Here is a 22,690-nt window from a genome sequence, read left to right on the forward strand (position 1 = left end):
CTGCAAAGACCCGACAGGACGACGCTCATGAATGCCATCAATGTGATTGCCCCCTATCGTCACCTCGGCATGTGGGTATTCGATGATCCGAAGGTTGGGCTCGTACAGGAGCCTTTTGTTGGCGGCGCTGATACGCTGATTGATCAGGCGACAGCCCATATACCCAATGCAAGCAAGGGCTTCGTCATGGTGTTTTCCGCATCACCCTTTCCTGGCAGTACTTTCCAGCTGGAATGGCGACGCGCGGATGGAAGCGGCAATATCTACTTCTCGCCCGACTTCGGCAACGAAGGCTGGCTATGTCCGGCGCTGCTGCGGTATTTCGATCAGCCGCCAATGGCCATCCATGTGCAGATCAGAGCCCAGGATCCGCAATAAGTAGACTCAATCCTGCCGGACCTCGTTGCGGCGCATGCGCTGCTCCAGACGGCGCACCAGCAGGGTCAGGCCGATGGTCATCACCAGATAGAAGAAGGCCACCACCGTATAGGTCTCGAAGAAGCGGAAGGTCGAGGCCGTATAGGTCTTGCCGTTCTGGGTGATATCGGCAATGCCGAGCACGGAGACGAGGGAGGAATCCTTCAGCATGGAGACGAGGTCGTTGCCGAGAGGCGGCGTCATCGTCTTGAAGGCCTGCGGCAGCACGATGAGGCGCATGGTCTTGAAGCGCGTCAGGCCGAGCGCCTGGGCCGCCTCGAACTGTCCGGCCGGGATGGACTGGATGCCGCCGCGCACGATCTCGGCGATGAAGGCCGAATAGGCCAGCGTCAGCGCGAAGATCGCCCGCCATTCGAAGCTGAAATCCCGGATGGTGATCTCCGGCATGAAGCCGGCGGCGATGGCCGGGCCGAACAGGGCGACATAGCCTTCGATCAAGGCCGGGCCGACCGCGAAGGCGATGTAATAGAGCAGCACGATCATGGGCACGCCGCGCATGATCTCGACATAGGCCTTGAGCCCCTCCCCCAGCCAGCGCGACCGCGACACCAGCCCGAGCGCCAGAATGGTGCCGAGCACCAGCGAAGCAGCAAAGGCGATCACCGTTACCCGGATGGTGACGAAGAGCCCCTGCCCCACCACGCCGAAGATGATGCGATATTGCTCGCTGGCCAGGCCGCCGATCAGGACGGCCGTCCCCAGCACGATGAGGATCACCAGCCACCAGGGCACTTTCGACAGGAAGGAGGGTGGCGGCGGTGGCGCGTGAGACGTCGTCATGTGAAGGCAGGAAGATCCGGGAGTAAGGCAGGCGGCTCAAGGGTCGAAGCGACGGACAATTTGGTCATTGCGAGCGGAGCGAAGCAATCCGGACTTCGCCGCCCGCAGAAAACTGGATTGCTTCGCTCCGCTCGCAATGACACCGTGGTGCCGGGAAGCCGATCCCGGCTCAGTTCGCGGTCTTGTAGTCGAAGAACCACTTCTTATCGAGCGCCTTGGTCGTCCCATCCGCCTTCATTGCGGCCAGCGCGGCATTGACCGGACCGATGAGATCGGAGCCCTGCTTGAGGATGAAGCCGAACTCGTCATGGCCAAGGCCGTTGCCGACGATCTTGAAGCTGTCCGGTGAGGCGGCGATGTTGCCCTCGGCGCCGGCCTTGTCCATCAGCACCGTATCGACATCGCCCGATTTGAGCGCCTGCACCGAGGCCCCGAAGGTCTCGAACAGCTTGAGCCGCGGGCTCTTGTCGTTGCCGCCGAGCAGGTCGGTGACCGAGACGAAGAAATTGGTGGTGCCGGACTGGGCGCCCACGAAAAGCTTGTCGTCGGCCGCGAAGCTCTTGGAATCGGCGAAGCGCTTCTCGTCGGCCCTAACCAGCATGAACTGTTCGGACACCATGTAGGGGTCGGAGAAGGCGATCTGCTTCTTACGCTCGTCGGTGATGGAGATGCCGTCCATGCCGATGTCGAACTGGCCGTTCTGCACCGCCTGGATCATGGCGTCCCAGGACGAGGTCTTCCACTCGATCTTGGCATTGAGCCGCTTGCCGATCTCGTTGACCGCGTCATATTCCCAACCGATGCCCTGCCCGGTCTTGGGATCGGTGAAGTTCAACGGGAAATAGGCGTTCTCGGTGACGGCGACGATGGTCCGGCCCTTCAGGTCAGGCAGCGTCTGGGCCTCGGCCGGCCCCTGGGCCAGTCCTAGGGGAACGGCCAAGGCTGCGATGGCGCCAAGGGCGAGAAAGGTGCGGCGAAGCATCGGGAAACTCCGGTGTGGCGGGCTCAAGCCGCAACCTTGCCACGCGGGTTTCATGCCGAACAGGGGATTTTCACGGTCCCCACATGGAAAAAGCGGGTCCCCGAACCGCATCGCGGTTCATTTTAGCGTCTTCGAGTTTGCACGACCTTTGTCATTGCCGGGCCTGACCCGGCAATCCAGCTCTTCGATCCGGTTGCGCATGTGGCTTCTGGATAGCCGGGTCAAGCCCGGCTATGACAAATTGCAGTGTTTGCCAACGTGAGCTGCATCGGGTCGCAAGACCGGCCTTTGGCCTATTCCGCGATCTTGGTGGCCAGCAGCGCGACCGTCTTGCGATAGAGCTCGCTGCCGTTCCAGGCCTTGAGGGCGTCGAAATTCGGCTCACCGGGATTCCAGCCGGCGCCACGCTGCCAGCGGCCCGACAGGAACTTGGCGACCGAGCCGATCACGTCGGCCTGGCTCTTGACCAGATCCTTGTGGCCATCGCCATCGAAGTCCACGGCGTGCTTGAGATAGGAGGTCGGCATGAACTGGACCTGGCCGATCTCACCGGCCCAGGCACCACGCATCTCGTGCAGCGGCACGTCGCCCTTGTCGACGATGGTGAGGGCGGCGATCAGTTCGGGACGGAACTTGTCGCCACGGCGGCAGTCGAAGGAGAGGGTTGCCAGCGAGCGGATGCTCTCGAACTTGCCGACATTGGCACCGAAATCGGTCTCGAGCGCCCAGAGAGAAGCGATGATCGGCGCCTGCACGCCATATTCGGCCTCGGCCTTGTCGAACACCGCCTGATACTTCTTGATCACCTGCTTGCCGCGCTTGATGCGATAGGCATTGACCATGCGGCCCGAGAATTCCTCGAAGGTCTGCGAAAAGGTCTTCCGCTGGGCGCGATCGAGCCCGATCACCTTGGGATCGTAGGCAACGCCCTCCAGGGCGGCCATGCCCTGGGCGCCAATGCCCCTGGCCGCGGCATCCTTCTTGAAATTCTCCAGCCAGGCCGGGAAGCCGGCGGGATCGGTCGGCGTGGTGCAGGCCTGCACCTGGGTCTGGGGCTGCGCCTGCCCCTGTGGCTGGCCTTGCGGCTGCGGCTGTGCGGCGGGCTGCGCCCCGGATTGCGGCTGAGCTTGAGGCTGGGCTTGAGGCTGGGCTTGGGGCTCAGGCTGGCCTTGAGGCTGCGGTTGGGCTTGAGGTTGTGGCTGGGCCTGGGGCGACGAAGGCTGCGGCTCCGTCTGGGCCAGGGCTGGCGAGGCCATCAGCAACAGGGCGGCAAGCAAGGGGGCAGTGCGCATGAAATCATCTCGGAGGGAAGAAGAGCCACAAAAGCCAAACAAGAATGCGCAAAATGTGGCGGTTACCGGGAAAGAGCAAGGCCTGTCCCGGATGCGCTTGGAAGGCGGGATTCTCATGACGGCAATCGCGGCGTGACGCAAGAGGAAAGCGGCAACCGGCGGAGCGTCGCATTGTTGCGGGCGCGAATCTGTGGCACGGAATGCGCTTTCGGGCCTATGGGCCCGTCGCGAGGAGCCATGGCCTATCGTCCCGTTCTATGTGCAGGCGGCTGCGTCATCGACCGTGTCGGCGAGACCGCCGATGCGAAGGAGCGCCTCTACACCTCGAACATCGGCACGATGCGCACCAGCCTGGGCGGTGTCGCCCGCAACGTGGCTGAGAATCTGGCGCGCCTGGGCATCGAGGTCGGCCTCGTCTCGCTGGTCGGCGACGATCTGGAGGGGCGGCGTGTCGTCGAGGAAAGCAACCGGGCCGGCATCGACATGAGCTGCGTCAGGCTGGCCGCCGGAGCCACCACCGCCTCCTACACCGCTATTTTCAGCGGCGAGGGCGAGTTGGTGATCGGTCTCGCCGACATGGCGATCTTCGACCGGATCGAGCCCGAAACCATCGCCATCCGCATAGCCAGCTTCCCTCCGGAAGGGTACGTGTTCGCCGACGCCAATCTGCCGCCGGCCGCTTTGCAGGCCGTGGCGGAAGCGAAGGGACCCCGCCCCCTCGCCTGCGTGCCCGTCTCGGTGCAGAAGCTGGCCAAGCTCGTACCGATCCTGGCCTCGATCGATATCCTCTTCCTCAATCTTTACGAGGCGCGCGCTTTGCTCGGAAGCGAGGAGGAAGCGGAAGCCCTGGCTACAAGGCTCGCGGCGGGCCCGGTGCCACGCGGACTGCTCACCCTCGGCCCGCGCGGAGCCCTGGCCTGGGAAGCAGGCAAGGTAACCCCGATCGCAGCGCTGGCCTCCCGCCCGACCAACGTCAACGGGGCCGGCGATGCGCTGGCCGGGGCCACGCTCGCACGCCTTGCCGCCGGCGACGGCTTCCTCATGGCGGCCCACCGGGCCATGGCTGCCGCAGCCCTCACGGTCGAGTCGCCCCAGACCGTGCGTTCCGATCTCACCATGCAGGCCGTGCTGGCCCGCTACATCAATTCCCATCCAACCGAAACGATAGCATCATGACGTCCATTGCTCATTCCGCCGCTGTCTCTGCCGCCCTCAAGGCCGGCAAGCCGGTCGTCGCGCTGGAATCCACCATCATCACCCATGGCATGCCCTGGCCCCAGAACGTCGAAACGGCCCGCAAGGTCGAAGCGGCGGTCAGGGCCGGCGGTGCCGAGCCGGCAACCATCGCCGTGCTCGACGGCGTCATTCATGCCGGGCTGGAGGACAGCCAGCTCGAAGCCATGGGCAAGGCTACCGGCTTCCTGAAGCTCAGCCGTGCCGACCTCGGCTATGCCGTCGCCACGGGCAAGAACGGCTCCACCACGGTGGCCGCCACCATGATCGCCGCCGACCGGGCCGGTATCCGCGTCTTCGCCACCGGCGGCATCGGCGGCGTGCATCGCGGCGTCGAGAAGACCTACGACATCTCGGCCGATCTGCAGGAACTGGCGCGCACGCCGGTCTGCGTCGTCTGCGCCGGCGCCAAGGCCATCCTCGACCTGCCCAAGACGCTGGAGACCCTGGAGACGCTCGGCGTGCCGGTCGTCGGCTATGGCTCCGACGAATTCCCTGCCTTCTGGAGCCGCAAGAGCGGCCTGGCGGCACCGATGCGCCTCGACGACCCCGCCGACATCGCCGCCCTGATCCGAGCCCGCGCGGAATTGCGGCTCGACGGCGGCGTGCTGGTCGGCAACCCCATCCCGCTGGCCGACGAGATCGCCGCCAACGAGATCAATCCCGCCATCGAAGCGGCCGTGGACGAAGCCGATGCCATGGGCATTTCCGGCAAGGCTCTCACGCCTTTCCTGCTCTCGCGCATGCTCGACCTCACCGAGGGGCGCAGCCTGATCGCCAATATCGCCTTGGTGGAGAACAATGCGCGCCTGGCGGCGAAGATCGCCGCCGCGCTGTAATATCAGCCCGGTCACTGACGGGAGTGACGAATGCTCCCGCCACTCTGCTACTTCGGCAGCGCGCCGATCGACCAGGTGTGGCCGAAGGAATCCTTGCGCAGCCATACCCTCGAAATGCGTTGAGAGCGAGGTCAGTTCGGCCGGGCTTCCTGGCTTGCCTGTGCTGCCTGGTCCTGTGCAGCCGGATCATTCGCCGCCTGACGCTCCGGTCCGGGCACCACACCGACGGCCCGGCGGGTTGCCGCCTCGCGGGCGATTTCGGCAGCGACCTGCGCCATTTCGCGGCGCAGAAGGCTGTTGTCGGCCTCGATGCGCAGCCAGGATTCATGGGCTTCCTCGCGAAGAGCGGCAAGCTCGGCCTGCAAGCGGGCGCGCTCGATCTTCAGGGCACCGATTTCTTCCTCGGCGGCGCTCGGCTCCGCACTGCGGCGCAGGCGATTGAGCTCGGCGATCAGTTCGGCCTCCCGTCCCCCCGCCAGGGCCAGCCGGGCATCGCGTTCGGCCAATAGGGCATCCTTGCGGCGCAAATCCGCCTCCCAGTCCGAAAGTCGGACCAGGCTGTCAGATCGCTCGGTTTCGGCTACCTGTCTCTTGTCGGCCATCGCCTGCAATTCGCGCTGCAACGAGGCCGTCCGCGCCTCGAGCGCGGCGATGGCAGTGTCGCGCCGCATCAGCTCGATCGACTGGGTGGCGAGGCGGTCATCCTTGCCGGAAGCCAGTTCCAGCGCCTCCTGCAATTCGTGCTGATGCAGAACCGCGCCATCCTCCGCCGCACCGAGCTTGGTACGAAGAGCGACCAATTCGATGCGCAGGCTGTCATTGCTTTCCTGCGCCGCAGCAAGCTCGCGGCCGTGATCGAGGGCTTCGTCATCGCGCAGCGCGATGGTCACTCGCGCCGCCGCCAGCTCCGCCTTCAGCGCCGCAACCTCCTGCTGGGCGGTGAGCACGTCGCGCTGGCCATGGGCTGCACCGTCTTCCAATTGACCAAGCCTGGCGGCATCGACCCCGAGCAGGGCCTCGAGCCGGCGCAGCCTTTCACTCTGACGGCCATAGTCGGCCATCAGCTGATGCCGTTGGGCCCGCTCATGCTCGGCTTTCTGTTCAAGGCGACGGTGTCGCATGGCCGCTTCCGCCCGGACGTGATCCTGGGCGGCCCGCACCTGTGCCATCGACAGGGGCAACGCGGTTTCCATTTCACGACGGATCAAGCGACGCGCACGTCCCCAGATCGCAGGCACCATGGCCAGTGCGGCCAAGGCAGCGAGCGCTGCTCCGAGGAAAAAGGCAATCGCATAATCGAGCACGGCAGAGTCTCAGTACGGCGATATCTTCGCCGTACTATACGTCAATTCGACGACAATGCAGGATGAAAACGCACAGCGTGCTTAAAATCGCACTTGGATGTCCAACTGGCGTCCATTGCGTACGGTTTGTATAGATGATCTGACCGCAGCACTGGTATCTGCATTTCCCGGCTGGGATGAACACCAGCAACCACCCACAGATGCCGCACAGTTGCGCGGGATCAGAAGGGATTCCACGTCGCCGACGGCGTGAATTTGAGATAACCCAGATTGATGCCGAGACGGGCGCCGACGCCGGACTTGATGGGCACCACCATCATATTGCCATCACCCAGCGCAGTCATGCCGAAGCCACCGATGATATACGCCGAACCGGCGATCCCGGGGAAGCGGCTATAGATCTCGTCGATCCGATCCATATTGTAGACCAGCATCATGGTGCGAGCACCGTCGCCACCGAAATCCCATCCCACGGAGGGGCCCTGCCAGTAGACCTTGCGGTCGCCGACATTGCGCGTGAACATCGTGCCCTCGCCATAGCGAAGCCCGCCGATGAAGGCGCCCGACCCTTCCTGGCCGAGGATGTAGCCATTGGGCTCGCCCCAGCGCGCCACGGCCTTCTGAATGGTGAGCGCCAGATCCCTCGACACGGTGCCGAAGAAACGGTGGCCGGAATTGACGAGTTCGTTGGAGGAGATGCGCTCCGGCCGCTCCGACTGCGCAAGCGCCAGGGAGGGGGAGACGAAGCCGGTCGCGGACAGAGCCATGCCGGCCATCATGGTAAGAGCCTTGCGGCGGGGAAGAATGTCGTTCATCGCGAGCCTCGTTGGCTTAGGCCTCTGTAAGCCCTGTTTTGGGCGTCTGTGAGCCCTATTTTGTGGCCTATCAGCGTTAACAAATTGCTTCCAAGAGCGAAGTGCATCCGAATGGCTGCCCTTCCTGCCCTCGTTCTTCGTTTCGACGCGTCCGCGCGGGTCCCGGTGAGGCCACCGGGTCACAAGAGGCCTTGGCGATACGACCACGCGATTCCAGCAGGCAAAACGCCCGGAAACATGGCCGCATCTGCGCGGGATTGAGGCAAGGATAACGAGGAAAAGCCGCGGCAACTCAGCTATTTGCGAGGAGCGTCCTGGCCCCAGGCCACGAAAGCGACATTGCGGAAGCCGGCAGCGGCCTTGCCATAGAGAAAGTCTTCGCCATCGGGCATCAGCACCTGCCCGCCCGCGGCGGAAAGCACGGCATGGCCGGCCGCGACATCCCACTCCATGGTCGGCCCGAAGCGCGGATAGACATCGGCGACGCCTTCCGCCACCCGGCAGAACTTCAAAGAGGATCCGGCCTCGCGCCGGTCCGCAATGGCATATTCGGCCAGAAAGGCTTCGCTCTTGGCGTCGGGATGGGAACGGCTGCACAGCGCCGTCAATCCCTCGGCGGGGTAGGCCCGCGTCGAGATGGTTTCTTCGGCGCCGTCCCGAACGCGCCAGGCCGTATCACCTCCCGCGTAAAGCGTGTCGACCGCCGGCGCGAAAACACAACCGGCGACCGGCCTGCCATCTTCGATCAGGGCGATGTTGACGGTGAACTCGCCGTTGCGGTTGAGGAATTCCTTGGTGCCATCGAGCGGATCGACCAGGATGAAGCGCCTGCCGACTTCCGGAATCACCCCCTTGGCAGCGCATTCTTCCGCCACCACCGGAACGTCCGGCATCACATCCGCCAGCCGCCGCAGGATGATCGCTTCCGCCACTTCGTCCGCTTCCGTCACCGGCGAGCGGTCGTCCTTGATGCGGGCGTCGCATCCCTTGGCGTAGACTTGCATGATCGCAGCGCCCGCCTCACGGGCGATCTCGGCAAAGGCATGCGCAATCGCGTCCGGGCTGGGAAGGGGCGAGAGTGAAGTCTGAGCGGTCTGGGTCAAAAGGGCCTCCGATAGCAGCGGCCTGTTTAGTCCTGATTGGCGTCGTACCGCAAGAATATTGGGTCTGCTGCTCATCTTTGCACCCCCTTCGTCAGCGCACTCCAGGGTTGCAAACAGGGCGGAACGGGACATGCAGGCACCTCGCGCCTTCACATCCCGCGCCGCAGAGTCTATCTGAAAAACAGGTTCCCGAGACCTGATTCTCTTCCGATTTGCCTTTCTCTCCTGATTTATTCTGGGTGCTGCGATGACCGCTGGTTTTCAACTCGATGCGCTTGATCTGGCCGCCCTGCTCTGCTCTCGCGTCTGCCATGACGTGATCAATCCGGTCGGCGCCATCGTCAACGGGCTCGAAGTCCTCGAGGACGAAGACGATGCCTCGATGAAGGCCTTTGCCCTCGACCTGATCAAGAAAAGTTCCCGGAACGCCTCGGCCCGCCTGCAGTTTGCGCGGATCGCCTTTGGGGCCGCCGGCTCGGCCGGCGCTTCGATCGATCTCGGCGATGCCGAGAACGTCGCCCGCGGCTTCATCCAGGACGAGAAGGTGACGCTGAGCTGGTCGGCACCGCGCCAGTTCATGCCGAAAAACAAGGTCAAGCTGCTGCTGAACCTGCTCGTGGTCGCCACCACCACCATTCCGCGTGGCGGCTCCATCAATGCCAAGGTGACCGGTGATCCCGAGGCGCCGACCTTCGAGGTCGTCTCGCTTGGCGGCAATTCGCGCATTCCCCCCGGCCTGATCAGCCTTCTGGCGGGCGAGCCCGAAAACGGCACGCTCGATAGCCACCTGATCCAGCCCTACTACACCGGGCTGATTGCCCGGGCCGCCGGCATGTCCGTGACGATCGAGGCGATCGATGGCGGCGTGCGCATCACCGCCGCGCCTGTGTGAGGAAACATCCATGCCCCGTAAACTGATCTCGACCGGTTCCCCGCTCGAACGCAGCGCCGGCTATTCCCGCGCCGTGGTGCAGGGCGACTGGTGCTTCGTCTCCGGCACCACCGGCTATGACTATGCCCGCATGACGTTGCCGGAAGACGTCGCCACCCAGACCGAGAACACGCTGGCCACCATCGAAAAGGCCTTGGCCGAGGGTGGTTTTGCCATGAGCCAGGTGGTGCGCGCGACCTATTACGTGACCAGCACCGACCATGTGGAGACCGTGATGGCGGTCACCGGCGGGGTCTTTGGGGAGATTCGACCTGCGGCCACCATGCTGATCTGCGATCTCATCAAGCCCGAGATCAAGGTCGAGATCGAGGTCACGGCGTTTCGCGGCTGACGCTGTTTTGCTGTAAGTCTTGGTTTTGAAGGCCGGTTGCAGGGAGTGTGCCCTAATGCGCAGCGTACTGATCCGCCTGTGTCTGGCTGCCGCCATGCTGACTATCGGCCAGGGATGGTCACCGGCACGGGCGCAGGACAGCCAGGCCAAGCCGCCGGAGCCTCCGGCGCCCTCCCAACCCATCGCCCCCGACGAGCGCGTGCTTTCCTTCATCGCCGGCAATCCCGATTGCAGCGAGGTCACCGACGAATGCATCATCTGCGCGGTGGTGAATGGCAAGCCGATGTGTTCGACCCCGGGCATTTCCTGCGTGCGCAAGGATCTGCGCTGTACCAGCACCAAGCCGCCGACGCCCAAGCAGTGAGCGACGGCCTCGTATCGTACCGGTTGTCCAAGCCCGAGGTTGGCCAGGATTTGGCTGTCCAACGTCAGCCTTCTATTGGGCAGCGATGCTGCGCTCGCTGGCCTTTTCACGATCGTCGAGCGTCTCGACCATCTTCAGATCGTCCAGCGCATCGGTGAGCGCGCTCCTGGCGTCTTCCAGCTTGATCTTCAGATCGTCGGCCGAACCACGCAGATTGTCCCTGCGTGCAGTGGCTGCACGGGCATAGGTCGGATAGGCGAAATGGCTCGGATCGGTGATGCCAGCCTTGGCTTCCTCGGCCTTGATTTCGCGTTCGAGTTCGCTTGCCATGCGCTCGAACTCGGCCACCATGGTTTCGATCTGGATGACCTGGCGGCGTCTCTCGTCTGCCTGGAAGCGCTTGAGACGAATAAGGGTATCGCGCGACTTCATTACTCACTACTCCATCAGCCGCATCGGCCCGCCGCCCCTACCGTGGGGGACAGGCCGCACAATCGGATCGCCAGGCCATCGGCCCGGCGAAGACCCACACCATCCGGCATGGACGTGAATTCTTCCTTACTCGCCGCAAAAAAGCCGCGAACCAAGGCGGGACAGTCGACAATCAAGAAAATCGTACGCCATGATTTACCAAGTCGGCGCGCCATTTCTCCACGTCGCCGCCGCTTTTCTTAATATTTCTCCGGGGAGCAGCGAGCTGCAGCAGGACTACCGATTCATGCGGAAGATATGCTTCACATCAGACAGGAATCGTAGAATTAATACTGCGTTTACTTGTTTCTAACAACTTGAAGAAGCAGGCGGATTCGACGAAGCTGCTCCGCAGCGAACCGGTCTTCCTCCTGGGTCGCCGACGAGACTGCCACTCCGCCCACCATGGCGCGGGCGGCTCGGGGAAAGCTGTTGATTCGCTCTGAATCCCTAAGAACCTGCCCTGACGGTAACCATTAATTTACCTGCCTCGTTAATGATCCCTAACAACGGTCAACGAACTCACCGCCACGTTTGTCGAAATTCTGCGGCGAATGGGTGAGTCGATTGAATCGCTTAGGCGAGTTTCTTCATGTGAATGTTGACGCTCGTCGCTCACCGAATCTGTCTTTCAGGCAATGTGTTACAGGGAGTTTTGGACCTTGTTTTCAAGTTTCGCTTGCATGAGAGAATCACAATTTGTTAACCATGCCTGCGTAGCGTCGCGGTTGATCATCGACGAGGTGACTTCACCGTGCCGTCTGCGCATTCGCGACGGCGGTCGACCCTCCGAGGCCGCAGTGGGGGATTGAGATGCGCGTACTTCTTGTCGAAGACGATAGCGCCACGGCGCAAAGCATTGAGCTGATGCTCAAGTCAGAGAGTTTCAACGTCTATACGACGGATCTGGGCGAGGAAGGTGTCGATCTCGGCAAGCTGTATGATTACGACATCATCCTGCTCGACCTGAACCTCCCCGACATGTCGGGCTACGAGGTCCTGCGCTCGCTCAGGGTGGCCAAGGTCAAGACGCCAATCCTCATCCTGTCCGGCCTTGCCGGCATCGAGGACAAGGTGAAGGGCCTCGGCTTCGGCGCCGACGACTACCTGACCAAGCCCTTCCACAAGGACGAGCTGGTTGCGCGCATCCACGCCATCGTCCGCCGCTCCAAGGGCCATGCCCAGTCGGTGATCGCCACCGGCAACCTCGTGGTCAATCTCGACACCAAGACGGTCGAGGTCCATGGTTCGCGCGTGCATCTGACCGGCAAGGAATATCAGATGCTCGAGCTGCTTTCGCTGCGCAAGGGCACCACGCTGACCAAGGAGATGTTCCTCAACCATCTCTATGGCGGCATGGACGAGCCGGAACTGAAGATCATCGACGTCTTCATCTGCAAGCTGCGCAAGAAACTGGCCAACGCCACCAACGGCACCAACTACATCGAGACGGTCTGGGGCCGCGGCTATGTGCTGCGCGAGCCCAACGAGATCGAAGAGCGCATCGCGGTCTGACGCCGCACCTCCCCCACCAACGAGACGAGATGGCCGGGCTCAGTCCCGGCCTTTCTTTTTGGAAGGCATGTCGCCCCAGCGGAATGGCTTGACATCAAGGCGATGAACGAATGGCCTATGGTGTCCGTTCCCGCCTTCGCTGAACCCGCCCGCTCGGAAGCTTGCATGACAGTCTCTTCTACCTCTCCCCTCGGCATCCTCGTCCCGCTCGCCGAGGAGGCCGAAGCGCTTTTCGCCCTGATGAAGCAGGACGGCGCCACGCAGACGCAGCGCATCGGCGGCCGGGACTACCATAGCGGCCATCTCTTCGGCCGCCCCTGCGTGCTGACGCTCTCGCGGGTCGGCAAGGTTGCCGCCGCCACTGCCGCCGCCGGCCTCATCCATGCCTATCAGGTTGGCGCCATCCTCAATGTCGGCGTGGCCGGCGGTGGCGCCCGATCGGTCAGGGTCGGCGATATCGTGGTGGCCGATGCCATGCTCCAGCACGATCTCGACGCGCGCCCGATCTTCCCGCGCTACGAGGTTCCCCTGACGGGCGTGTCCCGCTTCGCCGCCGATGCTCCCATCGGCAACAGCCTGTCGGGAGCGATCGAGGCCTTCCTGGCCGAGGATCTGCCGCAGCTCTCCGCCGAGATTCGCGAACGCTTCGCTCTTGCCGCTCCTCGCCTTCATCGCGGGCTGATCATCAGCGGCGACCAGTTCGTCAACGGTCACGCGGCGGTCGCAGCCCTGCGCGACGACATTCCGGACGCCCTTGCCATCGAGATGGAAAGCGGGGCCGTGGCCCAGATCTGCCATGACTACGGCGTTCCCTGTGGCGTATTGCGCACCATCTCCGACAGTGCCGACGACAATGCCCATGTCGATTTCCCGGCCTTCCTCGCCACGGTTGCCAGTTTCTACTCCCACCACATCCTGCGGCGCTTCCTGCAGCGCGACGACTGGTGACTGGTTCAAGGGGCCTGTGCATAGCGGGCTCGCGGCGGACTGGCCGAAGCCGAACGGCATGCTATAAGGACGCCGTGCATTCAGCGGAGCGTGACGATGGTTGGCAGTCAGTATGGCGTCTGGGCGGCTCGTAGCGCCCTGTTGGCAGGTGTGGTCGCCCCGGCGCTCCTTCTCGGCGGCTGCACCAGCAGCATGATTACCGGTGTCTACGGCACGCCGACGGAAACGGCTGCGCCGACACAGACGCAGACCGCATCCCAGGTCCCGCTGCGGGTGGATTTCGACCCCGACACCGAGTGCCCGCAGATCAACATTCCTACCGGCGCGGCCGCCTACGGTCCCCCCAGTGCGCAATTCTCGATCACCAACTTCGCCCGTGAGTGCGATCTCGCCAGCGGCAATACCGTCACCATCAAGGTCGGCGTGGAGGGTCACGTCGCTTCGTCCGGCGGCGGTGGCTATTCGGCGCCAGTGCGTATCACCATCCGCGACCGCGACGAGAAGCCCGTCTACACCAAGGTGATCCGCGTCTCCGCCGCGGCGACGCCCGGCGGCGGTCCTGGCAGTTTCCGGGTGGTCGACACCTCGGCCCCGATCACCATCGGCCTGGAGCAGCCGCTCAGTTCCTATGACATCGTGGTCGGATTCGACGGCAAGGGCGGCACTGTCACCAAGAAAAAACGCCGGCGCTGAGCGGGCTCAAAATTCTTCAGACCTTTTCCCAAGGCGCCTCATTCTGTTGGGTTGACGACAGTTGAGGCGAGGGATAGCTTCCCGGCATTCGGCCGATCCCCGCGGAAGAGTTCGGTCTGATTCCCTTGAGGAATCACGGACCGGCGCCGAAGGAGCAACCGCCCCGGAAACTCTCAGGCAACCGGACCGCGGGGGAACGAAACTCTGGAAAGCGGCACGAATGCGCGAGCATTCGGGCTCACCGAAGGGCGTAAGTGGCTCCCAGTTCTTGCACCTGGAACTTGGGTGCGGGGTCGCGAAATCTCTCAGGTAACCGCGACAGAGGGGGCACAACCGGACATTCATTCGTCCGGCGTGCAACCTTTTGCCGGAGTGCCCATGGCCGAGCCAGCCGCAAGCCCAGATCAGCAAGCCCCGCTTCTCAAGACGCCTCTTCATGCCGAGCATGTCGCCCTTGGCGCACGCATGGTGCCATTTGCCGGCTATGACATGCCGGTCCAGTATCCCACCGGCATCATCGCCGAGCACAACCATACGCGCAATGCGGCCGGCCTGTTCGACGTCTCGCATATGGGGCAGGCCTATCTGATCGCCGACAGCCATGAAGCCGTCGCTGCGGCCTTGGAAACGCTGGTGCCGGCCGATATTCTCAATCTCGCCCCGGGCCGCCAGCGCTACACCCAGTTCCTGAACGATGAGGGCGGCACGCTCGACGACCTCATGGTGGCACGCTCGACCGATCCGGCCGAAGACGGCAAGCTCGGCCTGGTGGTCAATGCCGGCTGCAAGCATGCCGACTTCGCCCTGCTGCGCGACAAGCTCGGCGACAGCGCCCAATTGGTTGTCGCTGCAGACTACGCGCTGCTCGCACTGCAGGGCCCGCTCGCTGCCGCCGTGCTGGGCGATCATTGTTCCGATGCCTCGGCCATGCCCTTCATGGCCTCGCAGCGCGCGAGCTTCGACGGCATCGCCATAGGCCTCTCCCGCTCGGGCTATACCGGCGAGGACGGCTATGAGATCTCGGTTCACAACGACAAGGCCGTCACCCTGTGGCGCACGCTGCTGGCCGACGAGCGGGTCAAGCCGATCGGGCTTGGCGCCCGCGACTCGTTGCGCCTGGAGGCGGGCCTGTGCCTCTATGGCCATGAGCTCGATCCGACCATCTCGCCGATCGAGGCCGGCCTGATCTGGTCGATCCAGAAGCGCCGCCGCGAACAGGGCGGCTTTCCCGGCGCGTCGCGCATCCAGCGCGAAATCGCCTCGGGCCCCGCGCGTATCCGCGTCGGCCTCAAGCCGGAAGGTCGAGCGCCCGTGCGCGAGGGGGCGGCCTTGAAGAATGCGGCTGGCGAAACCGTCGGCATCGTCACCTCCGGCGGCTTCGGGCCCACCGTGGGCGGCCCCATCGCCATCGGCTACGTGCCCCCTGCCCTGTCGGCTGACGGCACCAGCCTTCTCGTCGAGCTGCGCGGCAAGGACCTGCCGATCCAGGTCGCGCCGATGCCCTTCGTCCCGCACCGCTTTCATAAATCGTAGAGGCATTTCAACGTGACCGGTTGCGCTGCCCCTGTCGTACAAAACTTATCGATTTCCATCCCCCAACTCCACCAACCGATTCCACCAGAGGACTGTCCCATGGCCACGATCAAATTCACCAGCGACCATGAATATGTATCCGTCGAGGGTGACGTCGCCACCATCGGCATCACCGACTACGCCCAGTCGCAGCTCGGCGACGTGGTGTTCATCGAGCTTCCCGCCGCGGGCAAGACGCTCAAGCAGGGCGACGAAGCCGCGGTGGTGGAATCGGTGAAGGCCGCCAGCGAAGTCTATGCGCCGGTTTCCGGCGAGGTGCTGGAAGTGAACGGGGCCCTGCCCGACGCACCGTCCACCGTGAACGAGGATCCGCTCGGCAAGGGCTGGTTCATCAAGATCAAGCTCTCCAATCCGGCCGAACTCGACGCTCTCATGGACGATGCGGCCTACAAGGCTCATATCGGAGCCTGATCCATGCGCTACCTACCCCTGACCGCCGATGATCGCGGCGCCATGCTGGCGAAGATCGGCGTCAACGGCATCGACGATCTCTTCGCCAGCGTCCCCGCCGACAAGCTCCTGAAAGCGCCGCCGGTGCTGCCGAACGCCAAGAGCGAAATGGCGGTCGAGAAGATCATGACCGCCTTCGCCTCGCGCAATGTCACGGCATCCTCGGTACCCTTCTTCGTCGGCGCCGGCGCCTACAAGCATCATGTGCCGGCAACCGTCGACCACCTGATCCAGCGCTCGGAATTCCTCACCTCCTACACGCCATACCAGCCGGAGATCGCGCAGGGCACGCTGCAATATCTCTACGAGTTCCAGACCCAGGTCGCGCTGCTGACCGGCATGGAAGTCGCCAATGCCTCGATGTATGACGGCTCGACCGGCACGGCCGAGGCCGTGCTGATGGCCCACCGCGTCACCCGCCGCTCCAAGGCGATCCTCTCCGGCGGCCTGCACCCCCATTACACCGATGTGGTGCATACCATCTCCAAGATGGCCGGCCATACCGAGGTGGCCATGCCCGCCGACGTCGACGGTAGCGAGGATCTGATTGCGGGGATCGATGGTGAGACCTCCTGCGTCGTGGTGCAGAACCCTGATATCTTCGGCAATCTGCGCGATCTCACACCGATCGCGCAGGCCTGCCACAAGGCCGGCGCCCTCCTGATCGCGGTGTTCACCGAGGCCGTCTCGCTCGGCCTCATTAAATCGCCGGGCGAAATGGGTGCCGACATCGTGGTCGGCGAGGGGCAGTCCATCGGCAATGCCCTCAGCTATGGCGGACCCTATGTCGGCCTGTTCGCCACAAGGCAGAAATATGTGCGCCAGATGCCGGGGCGCCTGTGCGGGCAGACCGTGGACGCAGAGGGCCGACGCGGCTTCGTGCTGACGCTTTCCACCCGCGAGCAGCACATCCGCCGCGACAAGGCGACCTCGAACATCTGTACCAATTCGGGCCTGTGCGTGCTGGCCTTCACCATTCACATGGCGCTGCTCGGCGAGAAGGGCCTGCGCAGGCTCGCCCGCGTCAACCATGCCAATGCGGTGAAGCTGGCCGACATGCTGGGCAAGGTGAAGGGGATCGAGATCATCCAGCAGAGCTTCTTCAACGAGTTCACCATCCGGGTATCAGGCAGTGCCGCCTCGCTACTGGAGAAGCTGGCAGCCCGGGGTATTCTGGGCGGCGTGCCCTATTCGCGCCTGTCGCCCAATGCGGAGCTGAAGGATCTGTTGATCATCGCTTCCACCGAAGTGAACACCGACGAGGACCGCACCGCCCTCGTCAGCGCCCTGAAGGAGCTGGTCTGATGTTGAACCGTCAGGGGCGTCCCTCCTCCCCCGGCGAAGGCGCCGAGGCCTTCAACCCCACCTTCACCGGCAACCGCGCCCTCATCATCGAGGAAGCCCTGCTGTTCGAGATCGGCCGCACGGATGTGACCGGCGTCGACGTCGAGGAGGTCGAGGATTTCGAACCGAGGCTCGGTGCCTTCGAGCGCAAGGATCCGATCGGCCTGCCCGGCTTTGCCGAGCCGGAGGCGATGCGCCATTTCGTGCGCCTGAGCCAGAAGAATTTCGGCATCGATACCGGGCTTTTCCCGCTCGGCTCCTGTACCATGAAGCACAATCCGCGCCTCAACGAGAAGGTGGCGCGGCTGCCGGGCTTTGCCGACATTCACCCGCTGCAGCCGATTTCAACCGTGCCCGGCGCGCTGGCGGTGATCGATCATCTCGCCCATTACCTCAAGACCCTCACCGGCATGCCGGCGGTGGCGATGAGCCCGAAGGCCGGCGCGCATGGCGAGCTCTGCGGCATGATGGCGATCAAGGCCGCCATCGCGGCCAGGGGCGAAGGCGAGACCCGCAAGGTCGTGCTGGTGCCCGATTCGGCCCATGGCACCAATCCGGCCACCGCCGCCCTGATCGGCTTCACGGTGGAGTCCATCCCTGTGCGCGCGGACGGCACCGTCGATCCGGCGGAAATCAAGAAGGCCCTGGGCCCGCATGTCGCCGCGATCATGCTGACCAACCCCAACACCTGCGGCCTGTTCGAGCGCGACGTCAGCGCCATCGCCGACGTGGTGCACGAGGCGGGCGCCTATTTCTACTGCGACGGCGCCAATTTCAACGCCATTGTCGGCAAGGTCCGTCCCGGCGATCTCGGCATCGATGCCATGCACATCAACCTGCACAAGACCTTCTCGACGCCCCATGGCGGCGGTGGGCCGGGCGCGGGGCCGGTGGTGCTCTCCGAAAAGCTCGCGCCCTTCGCGCCCTTCCCCTATGTCGTCAATGCCCGCGTGCTGGTCGAACGGGCCGAAGAGGTGATGAATGGCGAGACGCCCTTCGGCCGCCTCACCGCCTTCCACGGCCAGATGGGCATGTTCACGCGGGCGCTGACCTACATGCTCTCCCATGGCACCGACGGCATGCGGCAGGCCTCGGAAGATGCGGTCCTTTCCGCCAACTATATCCGTGCCGGCCTGGCTGATCTGATGTCGGCCCCCTTCGGCGACCAGCCCTGCATGCATGAGGCGCTGTTCGACGACACCTGGCTGAAGGATACCGGCGTGACCACGCTCGATTTCGCCAAGGCGATGATCGACGAGGGCTATCATCCGATGACGATGTATTTCCCCCTCGTGGTGCACGGCGCCATGCTGATCGAGCCGACGGAGAGCGAATCCAAGGCCTCGCTCGATCTGTTCATCGCCGCGCTGCGCGACCTTGCCTTGTCAGCCAGGCGCGGCGAGATCGAGCGCTTCTCCGGCGCCCCCTACCACGCCCCGCGCCGGCGCCTGGACGAAACCCGTGCCGCCCGCCAGCCCGTGCTGCGCTGGACGCAGCCCGAGCCCATCAAGGACGCGGCGGAATAGGAAACGATCATTCCCGCCGGACACAAGCCCGGCGGGGCTTGCACAGAGACCGAGCCAAGCATGGGCTTTTTCCAGCTCTCCGTCGACCGCAATCTCGACACCGAGACGATCAGAAGCGCCATCCGGCACTATTTCGGGCCGGACCGGACGATCACCTATTTCGGTTCCAAGGACGAAATGATCGAGAGCTGGGGTGCGAGTAGCAGCACCCCGCTCGACGTCCATGTCATCGTGGAAGCTCTGAGCGAAACCTATCCTCTCCTGCTCGAAGTCTGGCAACCCGGCCCGGACTCGCTCGAAGAGGAGCGACGCTTCGCGATCTATTTTTCGAAGGTAGCGGATTGCTACTCGATCATCACCGACGAGGAGTTGAACCCCTATAGCTGGTATTGCGTGCACCCATCGGGGAAGATTGAGACGATTTACCTCACCGACGCCGATATGGGCGTGGAGGAGTAAGTAACAGCAATTAAGCAAGGATGATGTTATCGTTTTGGCAAGAACGGATGCGGGTGCATGTAATAAACGCGTAAATCCTCCTTCATCAGCATAGCAGCCCATAGAATTGCAACCATACAAAGCCCCCCTACTACGACTGCAAATGATCCAGTAAATGCCAAAATAATCGCGAGGGCCAATGCAAAAGGCAACAATATAATCATAGTATATTCTTCTTTTAAATTTATCTCAATACCCTTTCTAAATATATCTTTTAAAATAAACCGCGCCCTGATAAAACTTACGGCAAGCAATAAAATATTAATTACAGAAAGCCACGGTAAGAAATCCAACAACGCATAATTCATATTATACAAAAATACAATTATCATGCCAATATTTATACTCAAAGCATCTAAGATAAAATCTTGAATTGCCGGTGAGATAACGACACCGAGAAACCCAACCTTCAGAGATTGCCCCTGCCCACTCATCGGCATCAATGCCGCAAACTCACGATCAGACGACTTATCCTGATTGAATTTCGAAACCATTTCGTCCTGATCTCGGCTTGATGAATTAAATATAGCGAGAAAGAACCAAAAAAAATTCGGAGACGGATTTAAATTGCCGGCAAGAAAATAGTCGAAACCAATCATTATACCTGCAATTAAGCCGACAACCACGAAACGGCGCCGCAGTCCAACCACTGCCTGTCGCCACCCAAAGCCAATGTTGAGGTTTCTCCATAAGAGACACCGCAGTGCTTCGACCGACGATACCGGCCCTTCTGGCGGAGTTACCGGCTCAAAGACAAAAGCAGAGCTACTCGGCATCGCTGGCTTGCGTTCAGTAGGCTGAGTTTGCACTAGCAGAGCTTTACTGACGGCCCCTATTGAAGTCTTAACTTTGTATCCAATTGGCTGCGAGGCGACAAGTCTTGGCAACTCGGTTGCGGGCCAGTAGAGATGCATGGCGATAGCAATCAGGCACAATGTCAGCATCAATACAGCCCATTCGAAAAAATGAGGAATCTCTGCCCGCCGCCCTGTTTCTTCAAGTACAAATAGTGCTGCAGCGAGGCCGACCAGAACACCTGCCTTCACCCTCGGTTGCATCTTCTTGTCGGAGCCAGTTCGTAACGCGACCAAGCCTCCCATGGCGAGGCAAGCCTGAATGGCGCAACAAACCAACCCTTCGGTCAAGGAACGTCGGCACAATCCAATGATCAAGGATGGCAGAGCGGTCTGGGCAGCCGCTGAAATAAGAAGTCCCTCGACGGCATAGCGGTCAAGGCGAGGAACGAGCAAGTCCTTTGCCGCCTCAACACGATGTCGGGCCACTTCCAAGGCATAGTACCAGCACGCTGCAGAAGAACCGAGATAGATGGGCATCACGCGCGTGTAAACTTGACCGTCGAGGCGCAGCAAAGGAGATATGACGAGTAGCACCACAAACGAGAGCAGATAAGAAGCTGCGGCTGCAGGATCGCAACCCAACGTCAATTTCAGCCAGATCTGCTCCCGTTTCATTGCGCAATCTCCACGAAGAGATCCTCGATGCCGAGCGTTCTGATCCCAGCCCGACGGGCGAAATCGGGCCAGTCTTCGGCGGGCGAGCGCCGAAGCACCAGCGAGATGGCGCCATCAGCCAGAATTCGACGATGAAGCTCTCCTACAATGGAGCTTTCCGGCAGTGCATGGGACGGCACGACCACCTGGGCCACGCATTCCTTGAGATCATCCGCCGGAGCATCCAGGATGACGCGTCCCTGATGCAGGAACAGGATACGCGAGGCCACGCGTTCGAGATCGGACACGATATGCGTCGAGAACAACACGGTGGTTCCGCCTTCCCCGGCCCGGATCACGATGTCGCGTAAGAGCTCCCGGCGGACCGCAGGATCGAGCGCAGCGGCGGGCTCGTCCAGGACCAGGAGCTCGGGACGAATGGCCAGTGCGCGCACCAGTTCGACCTGTTGGCGTTCTCCCGGCGAAAGTGCCGAGAGATTGCGATCGATCGGGATCTGGGCGCGCTTGAGTGCCTCATTCACATAGTCTCGATCCAATCTCGGATAGAGTCGGGCGATGAAGTGCATCATCTGCTTGACCGACATCCATTCGAGTGCGGTCGGGGTCTGCGACACATAGGCCAGACGTTCCTTGACGCCGTCGCTCATGGTCAAGGCCGGTTCGTCGAAGACCCAGGCCGTGCCGGCCTCGACTTCGATCAGGCCGAGCAAAGCCCGGATCAGCGTCGATTTGCCGGCGCCGTTTCGACCGACGAGCCCGACGATCTCGCCGGGCTCTATGCGCACGCTGACATTGGTGAGGGCCTGATGCGTACCGTAGACCTTACTGAGCCCAGCCGCGCGTATCGGCGTCGCTGCCGGAATCGATTGAGTCGACGCAAAATTCGTCATTCCTTCCCCTCCAGCAAGGCCGTCAGCCTGCGCAAGATGACGTCGTCGGGCAGTTCCAATTCACGCGCCTGACGCGCCAGTTCCACGAGATGAGGTTCGATCAGTGCGAGGCGCTGGTCGAGTGAGGCAGCGCGCCGGGACGACGTCGCGACGATCATGCCTCGTCCCTGCAGGCGTTCGAGGTGCCCTTCGGTTTCCAGCAGTGAATAGGCACGCGACACCGTCATCGGATTGATCGCATGGAAGCCGGCCACCTCACGCACAGAGGGCAAAGACGCGCCCTTCTCCAACTGGCCGCTCACGATCATGCGGCGCAATTGGCCGGCGATCTGTCGATAGATCGGCTCAGCCGCACCGGGCAGAATGGCGAATTCCGAAGCGTCCATGTGTATCAATATAGCAATACACCTGCGGTATGCAATCGCCATGAAAAGGAACGGTGGCCTCAGCCCCTATTGTGCTCGCTCACCTTCACTCGCCCCGGCGCGAAATGGGCCTCCAGCACCGGCAGGGCCTGGCGGGGATCGCAGCGCCCGCACATGAAGATGTCGAGGGCGGCATAGCCGGTCTCGGGCCAGGTGTGGATGCTGATATGGGATTCGGCGAGCAGGGCGACGCCGGTGATGCCGCCTGTCTCGCCGAAGCCATGCAGCTTGACGCCGAGCACCGTGGCGCCGCAGGCGGTTGCGGCCTTGCGCAGGGCGCGTTCGATGCCCGCGGCATCGGTGAGGCCCTGGCAGTCCCAGAAGTCGATGAGCAGATGCAGGCCAGGCGCGAAGGCGCGGGCCTGGATGGGCGTAGCATCCGCCGGCGGAGCCGGCCCGGCTCTCGAGGTTTGCGCTTGCGCTGCCAATGGC

At 62.7% G+C, this 22,690-nt stretch carries 25 protein-coding genes and 1 riboswitch; of the genes, 14 read left to right on the top strand and 11 right to left on the bottom strand.

Features of this window, described 5'->3' with window-relative positions; all coding sequences use genetic code 11:
• Positions 1-27 precede the first annotated feature (27 nt).
• Positions 28-378 (top strand): DUF6717 family protein, encoded by a 351-nt coding sequence (locus BA190_RS11015; protein ID WP_068286202.1) that lies wholly within the window; start codon positions 28-30, stop codon positions 376-378.
• 6 nt (positions 379-384) lie between these two features.
• Here BA190_RS11015 and BA190_RS11020 read toward each other — a convergent pair whose 3' ends face one another.
• The 3 genes from BA190_RS11020 to BA190_RS11030 all read right to left on the bottom strand — a co-directional run bounded on the left by BA190_RS11020 (position 385) and on the right by BA190_RS11030 (position 3,492).
• Positions 385-1,218 carry an amino acid ABC transporter permease gene (locus BA190_RS11020; RefSeq protein WP_068286209.1) on the bottom strand — a complete coding sequence of 278 codons (834 nt, stop codon included), beginning with the start codon at positions 1,216-1,218 and terminating at the stop codon, positions 385-387.
• 169 nt (positions 1,219-1,387) lie between these two features.
• A complete protein-coding gene (locus BA190_RS11025) occupies positions 1,388-2,200 on the bottom strand; it encodes a transporter substrate-binding domain-containing protein (RefSeq protein ID WP_068286216.1) in 813 nt (270 codons plus the stop codon).
• Between the two features lie 293 nt (positions 2,201-2,493).
• Positions 2,494-3,492, bottom strand: coding sequence for a lytic transglycosylase domain-containing protein (locus BA190_RS11030; protein ID WP_068286220.1), 999 nt, complete (start codon positions 3,490-3,492; stop codon positions 2,494-2,496).
• A 237-nt stretch (positions 3,493-3,729) separates the two neighbouring features.
• Here BA190_RS11030 and BA190_RS11035 point away from each other — a divergent pair, with 237 nt between their 5' ends.
• Complete coding sequence (locus BA190_RS11035; protein WP_068286222.1) at positions 3,730-4,668, top strand: carbohydrate kinase family protein; 939 nt, start codon at positions 3,730-3,732, stop codon at positions 4,666-4,668.
• Positions 4,665-5,564 (top strand): pseudouridine-5'-phosphate glycosidase, encoded by a 900-nt coding sequence (locus BA190_RS11040; protein WP_068286229.1) that lies wholly within the window; start codon positions 4,665-4,667, stop codon positions 5,562-5,564. The genes BA190_RS11035 and BA190_RS11040 overlap by 4 nt, the downstream gene beginning before the upstream one ends.
• A gap of 131 nt (positions 5,565-5,695) precedes the next feature.
• Here the strand turns inward: BA190_RS11040 and BA190_RS11045 are convergent, their stop codons facing one another.
• From BA190_RS11045 to cysQ, 3 genes are all read right to left on the bottom strand, one after another.
• A complete protein-coding gene (locus tag BA190_RS11045) occupies positions 5,696-6,868 on the bottom strand; it encodes a hypothetical protein (RefSeq protein WP_068286231.1) in 1,173 nt (390 codons plus the stop codon).
• A gap of 221 nt (positions 6,869-7,089) precedes the next feature.
• Positions 7,090-7,683, bottom strand: a complete 594-nt coding sequence (locus tag BA190_RS11050; protein ID WP_068286233.1) for a DUF1134 domain-containing protein — start codon at positions 7,681-7,683, stop codon at positions 7,090-7,092.
• Between the two features lie 296 nt (positions 7,684-7,979).
• The gene (gene cysQ, locus BA190_RS11055; RefSeq protein WP_256390527.1) at positions 7,980-8,786 is read right to left on the bottom strand and encodes a 3'(2'),5'-bisphosphate nucleotidase CysQ; all 807 of its coding nucleotides are present in this window, start codon (positions 8,784-8,786) and stop codon (positions 7,980-7,982) included.
• A 247-nt stretch (positions 8,787-9,033) separates the two neighbouring features.
• Here cysQ and chpT point away from each other — a divergent pair, with 247 nt between their 5' ends.
• From chpT to BA190_RS11070, 3 genes are read left to right on the top strand one after another with little or no spacing between them, the layout of a single operon-like run.
• Complete coding sequence (gene chpT, locus BA190_RS11060) at positions 9,034-9,678, top strand: histidine phosphotransferase ChpT (RefSeq protein ID WP_068286236.1); 645 nt, start codon at positions 9,034-9,036, stop codon at positions 9,676-9,678.
• Positions 9,679-9,688: 10 nt separating this feature from the next.
• Positions 9,689-10,069: a RidA family protein gene (locus tag BA190_RS11065; RefSeq protein WP_068286241.1), complete on the top strand. Its 381-nt coding sequence runs from the start codon at positions 9,689-9,691 to the stop codon at positions 10,067-10,069.
• Between the two features lie 55 nt (positions 10,070-10,124).
• Entirely contained in the window at positions 10,125-10,433 is a 309-nt protein-coding gene (locus BA190_RS11070; protein WP_082979650.1) for a hypothetical protein, read from the top strand.
• Positions 10,434-10,505: 72 nt separating this feature from the next.
• Here BA190_RS11070 and fliJ read toward each other — a convergent pair whose 3' ends face one another.
• Positions 10,506-10,865 carry a flagellar export protein FliJ gene (fliJ, locus tag BA190_RS11075; protein ID WP_068286244.1) on the bottom strand — a complete coding sequence of 120 codons (360 nt, stop codon included), beginning with the start codon at positions 10,863-10,865 and terminating at the stop codon, positions 10,506-10,508.
• An 852-nt stretch (positions 10,866-11,717) separates the two neighbouring features.
• Between fliJ and ctrA the strand changes: the two genes are divergently transcribed.
• From ctrA to BA190_RS11115, 8 genes are all read left to right on the top strand, one after another.
• On the top strand, positions 11,718-12,419 hold the full coding sequence (ctrA, locus tag BA190_RS11080) for a response regulator transcription factor CtrA (protein ID WP_068286247.1): 702 nt from the start codon (positions 11,718-11,720) through the stop codon (positions 12,417-12,419).
• 165 nt (positions 12,420-12,584) lie between these two features.
• Positions 12,585-13,367 (top strand): 5'-methylthioadenosine/adenosylhomocysteine nucleosidase, encoded by a 783-nt coding sequence (locus BA190_RS11085; RefSeq protein WP_068286453.1) that lies wholly within the window; start codon positions 12,585-12,587, stop codon positions 13,365-13,367.
• A gap of 96 nt (positions 13,368-13,463) precedes the next feature.
• Entirely contained in the window at positions 13,464-14,060 is a 597-nt protein-coding gene (locus BA190_RS11090) for a hypothetical protein (protein ID WP_068286251.1), read from the top strand.
• 92 nt (positions 14,061-14,152) lie between these two features.
• A riboswitch (glycine riboswitch) is annotated at positions 14,153-14,259 on the top strand.
• 179 nt (positions 14,260-14,438) lie between these two features.
• Positions 14,439-15,593, top strand: coding sequence for a glycine cleavage system aminomethyltransferase GcvT (gene gcvT, locus BA190_RS11095; RefSeq protein WP_068286257.1), 1,155 nt, complete (start codon positions 14,439-14,441; stop codon positions 15,591-15,593).
• A gap of 99 nt (positions 15,594-15,692) precedes the next feature.
• On the top strand, positions 15,693-16,064 hold the full coding sequence (gcvH, locus tag BA190_RS11100; protein ID WP_068286260.1) for a glycine cleavage system protein GcvH: 372 nt from the start codon (positions 15,693-15,695) through the stop codon (positions 16,062-16,064).
• 3 nt (positions 16,065-16,067) lie between these two features.
• Positions 16,068-17,408, top strand: a complete 1,341-nt coding sequence (gcvPA, locus tag BA190_RS11105) for an aminomethyl-transferring glycine dehydrogenase subunit GcvPA (protein ID WP_068286264.1) — start codon at positions 16,068-16,070, stop codon at positions 17,406-17,408.
• Positions 17,408-18,973 (top strand): aminomethyl-transferring glycine dehydrogenase subunit GcvPB, encoded by a 1,566-nt coding sequence (gcvPB, locus tag BA190_RS11110; protein ID WP_202908454.1) that lies wholly within the window; start codon positions 17,408-17,410, stop codon positions 18,971-18,973. Before gcvPA ends, gcvPB begins: the two co-directional genes overlap by 1 nt.
• A gap of 60 nt (positions 18,974-19,033) precedes the next feature.
• Positions 19,034-19,432, top strand: a complete 399-nt coding sequence (locus BA190_RS11115; protein WP_068286268.1) for a hypothetical protein — start codon at positions 19,034-19,036, stop codon at positions 19,430-19,432.
• 26 nt (positions 19,433-19,458) lie between these two features.
• On the opposite strand, the gene BA190_RS11120 is transcribed toward BA190_RS11115, so the two are convergent.
• The 4 genes from BA190_RS11120 to speD are packed head-to-tail and all read right to left on the bottom strand — an operon-like array spanning position 19,459 to position 22,686.
• Positions 19,459-20,943 carry a hypothetical protein gene (locus BA190_RS11120; RefSeq protein ID WP_068286270.1) on the bottom strand — a complete coding sequence of 495 codons (1,485 nt, stop codon included), beginning with the start codon at positions 20,941-20,943 and terminating at the stop codon, positions 19,459-19,461.
• A complete protein-coding gene (locus BA190_RS11125; RefSeq protein WP_068286274.1) occupies positions 20,940-21,833 on the bottom strand; it encodes an ABC transporter ATP-binding protein in 894 nt (297 codons plus the stop codon). The genes BA190_RS11120 and BA190_RS11125 overlap by 4 nt, the downstream gene beginning before the upstream one ends.
• Positions 21,830-22,219, bottom strand: coding sequence for a GntR family transcriptional regulator (locus tag BA190_RS11130; RefSeq protein WP_068286277.1), 390 nt, complete (start codon positions 22,217-22,219; stop codon positions 21,830-21,832). The genes BA190_RS11125 and BA190_RS11130 overlap by 4 nt, the downstream gene beginning before the upstream one ends.
• 59 nt (positions 22,220-22,278) lie before the next feature.
• The gene (gene speD / locus BA190_RS11135; protein ID WP_245314667.1) at positions 22,279-22,686 is read right to left on the bottom strand and encodes an adenosylmethionine decarboxylase; all 408 of its coding nucleotides are present in this window, start codon (positions 22,684-22,686) and stop codon (positions 22,279-22,281) included.
• Positions 22,687-22,690: the final 4 nt, after the last annotated feature.

The organism is Labrys sp. WJW (assembly GCF_001676615.1).
In the GTDB taxonomy this organism is placed as follows: Bacteria; Pseudomonadota; Alphaproteobacteria; order Rhizobiales; family Labraceae; genus Labrys; species Labrys sedimenti.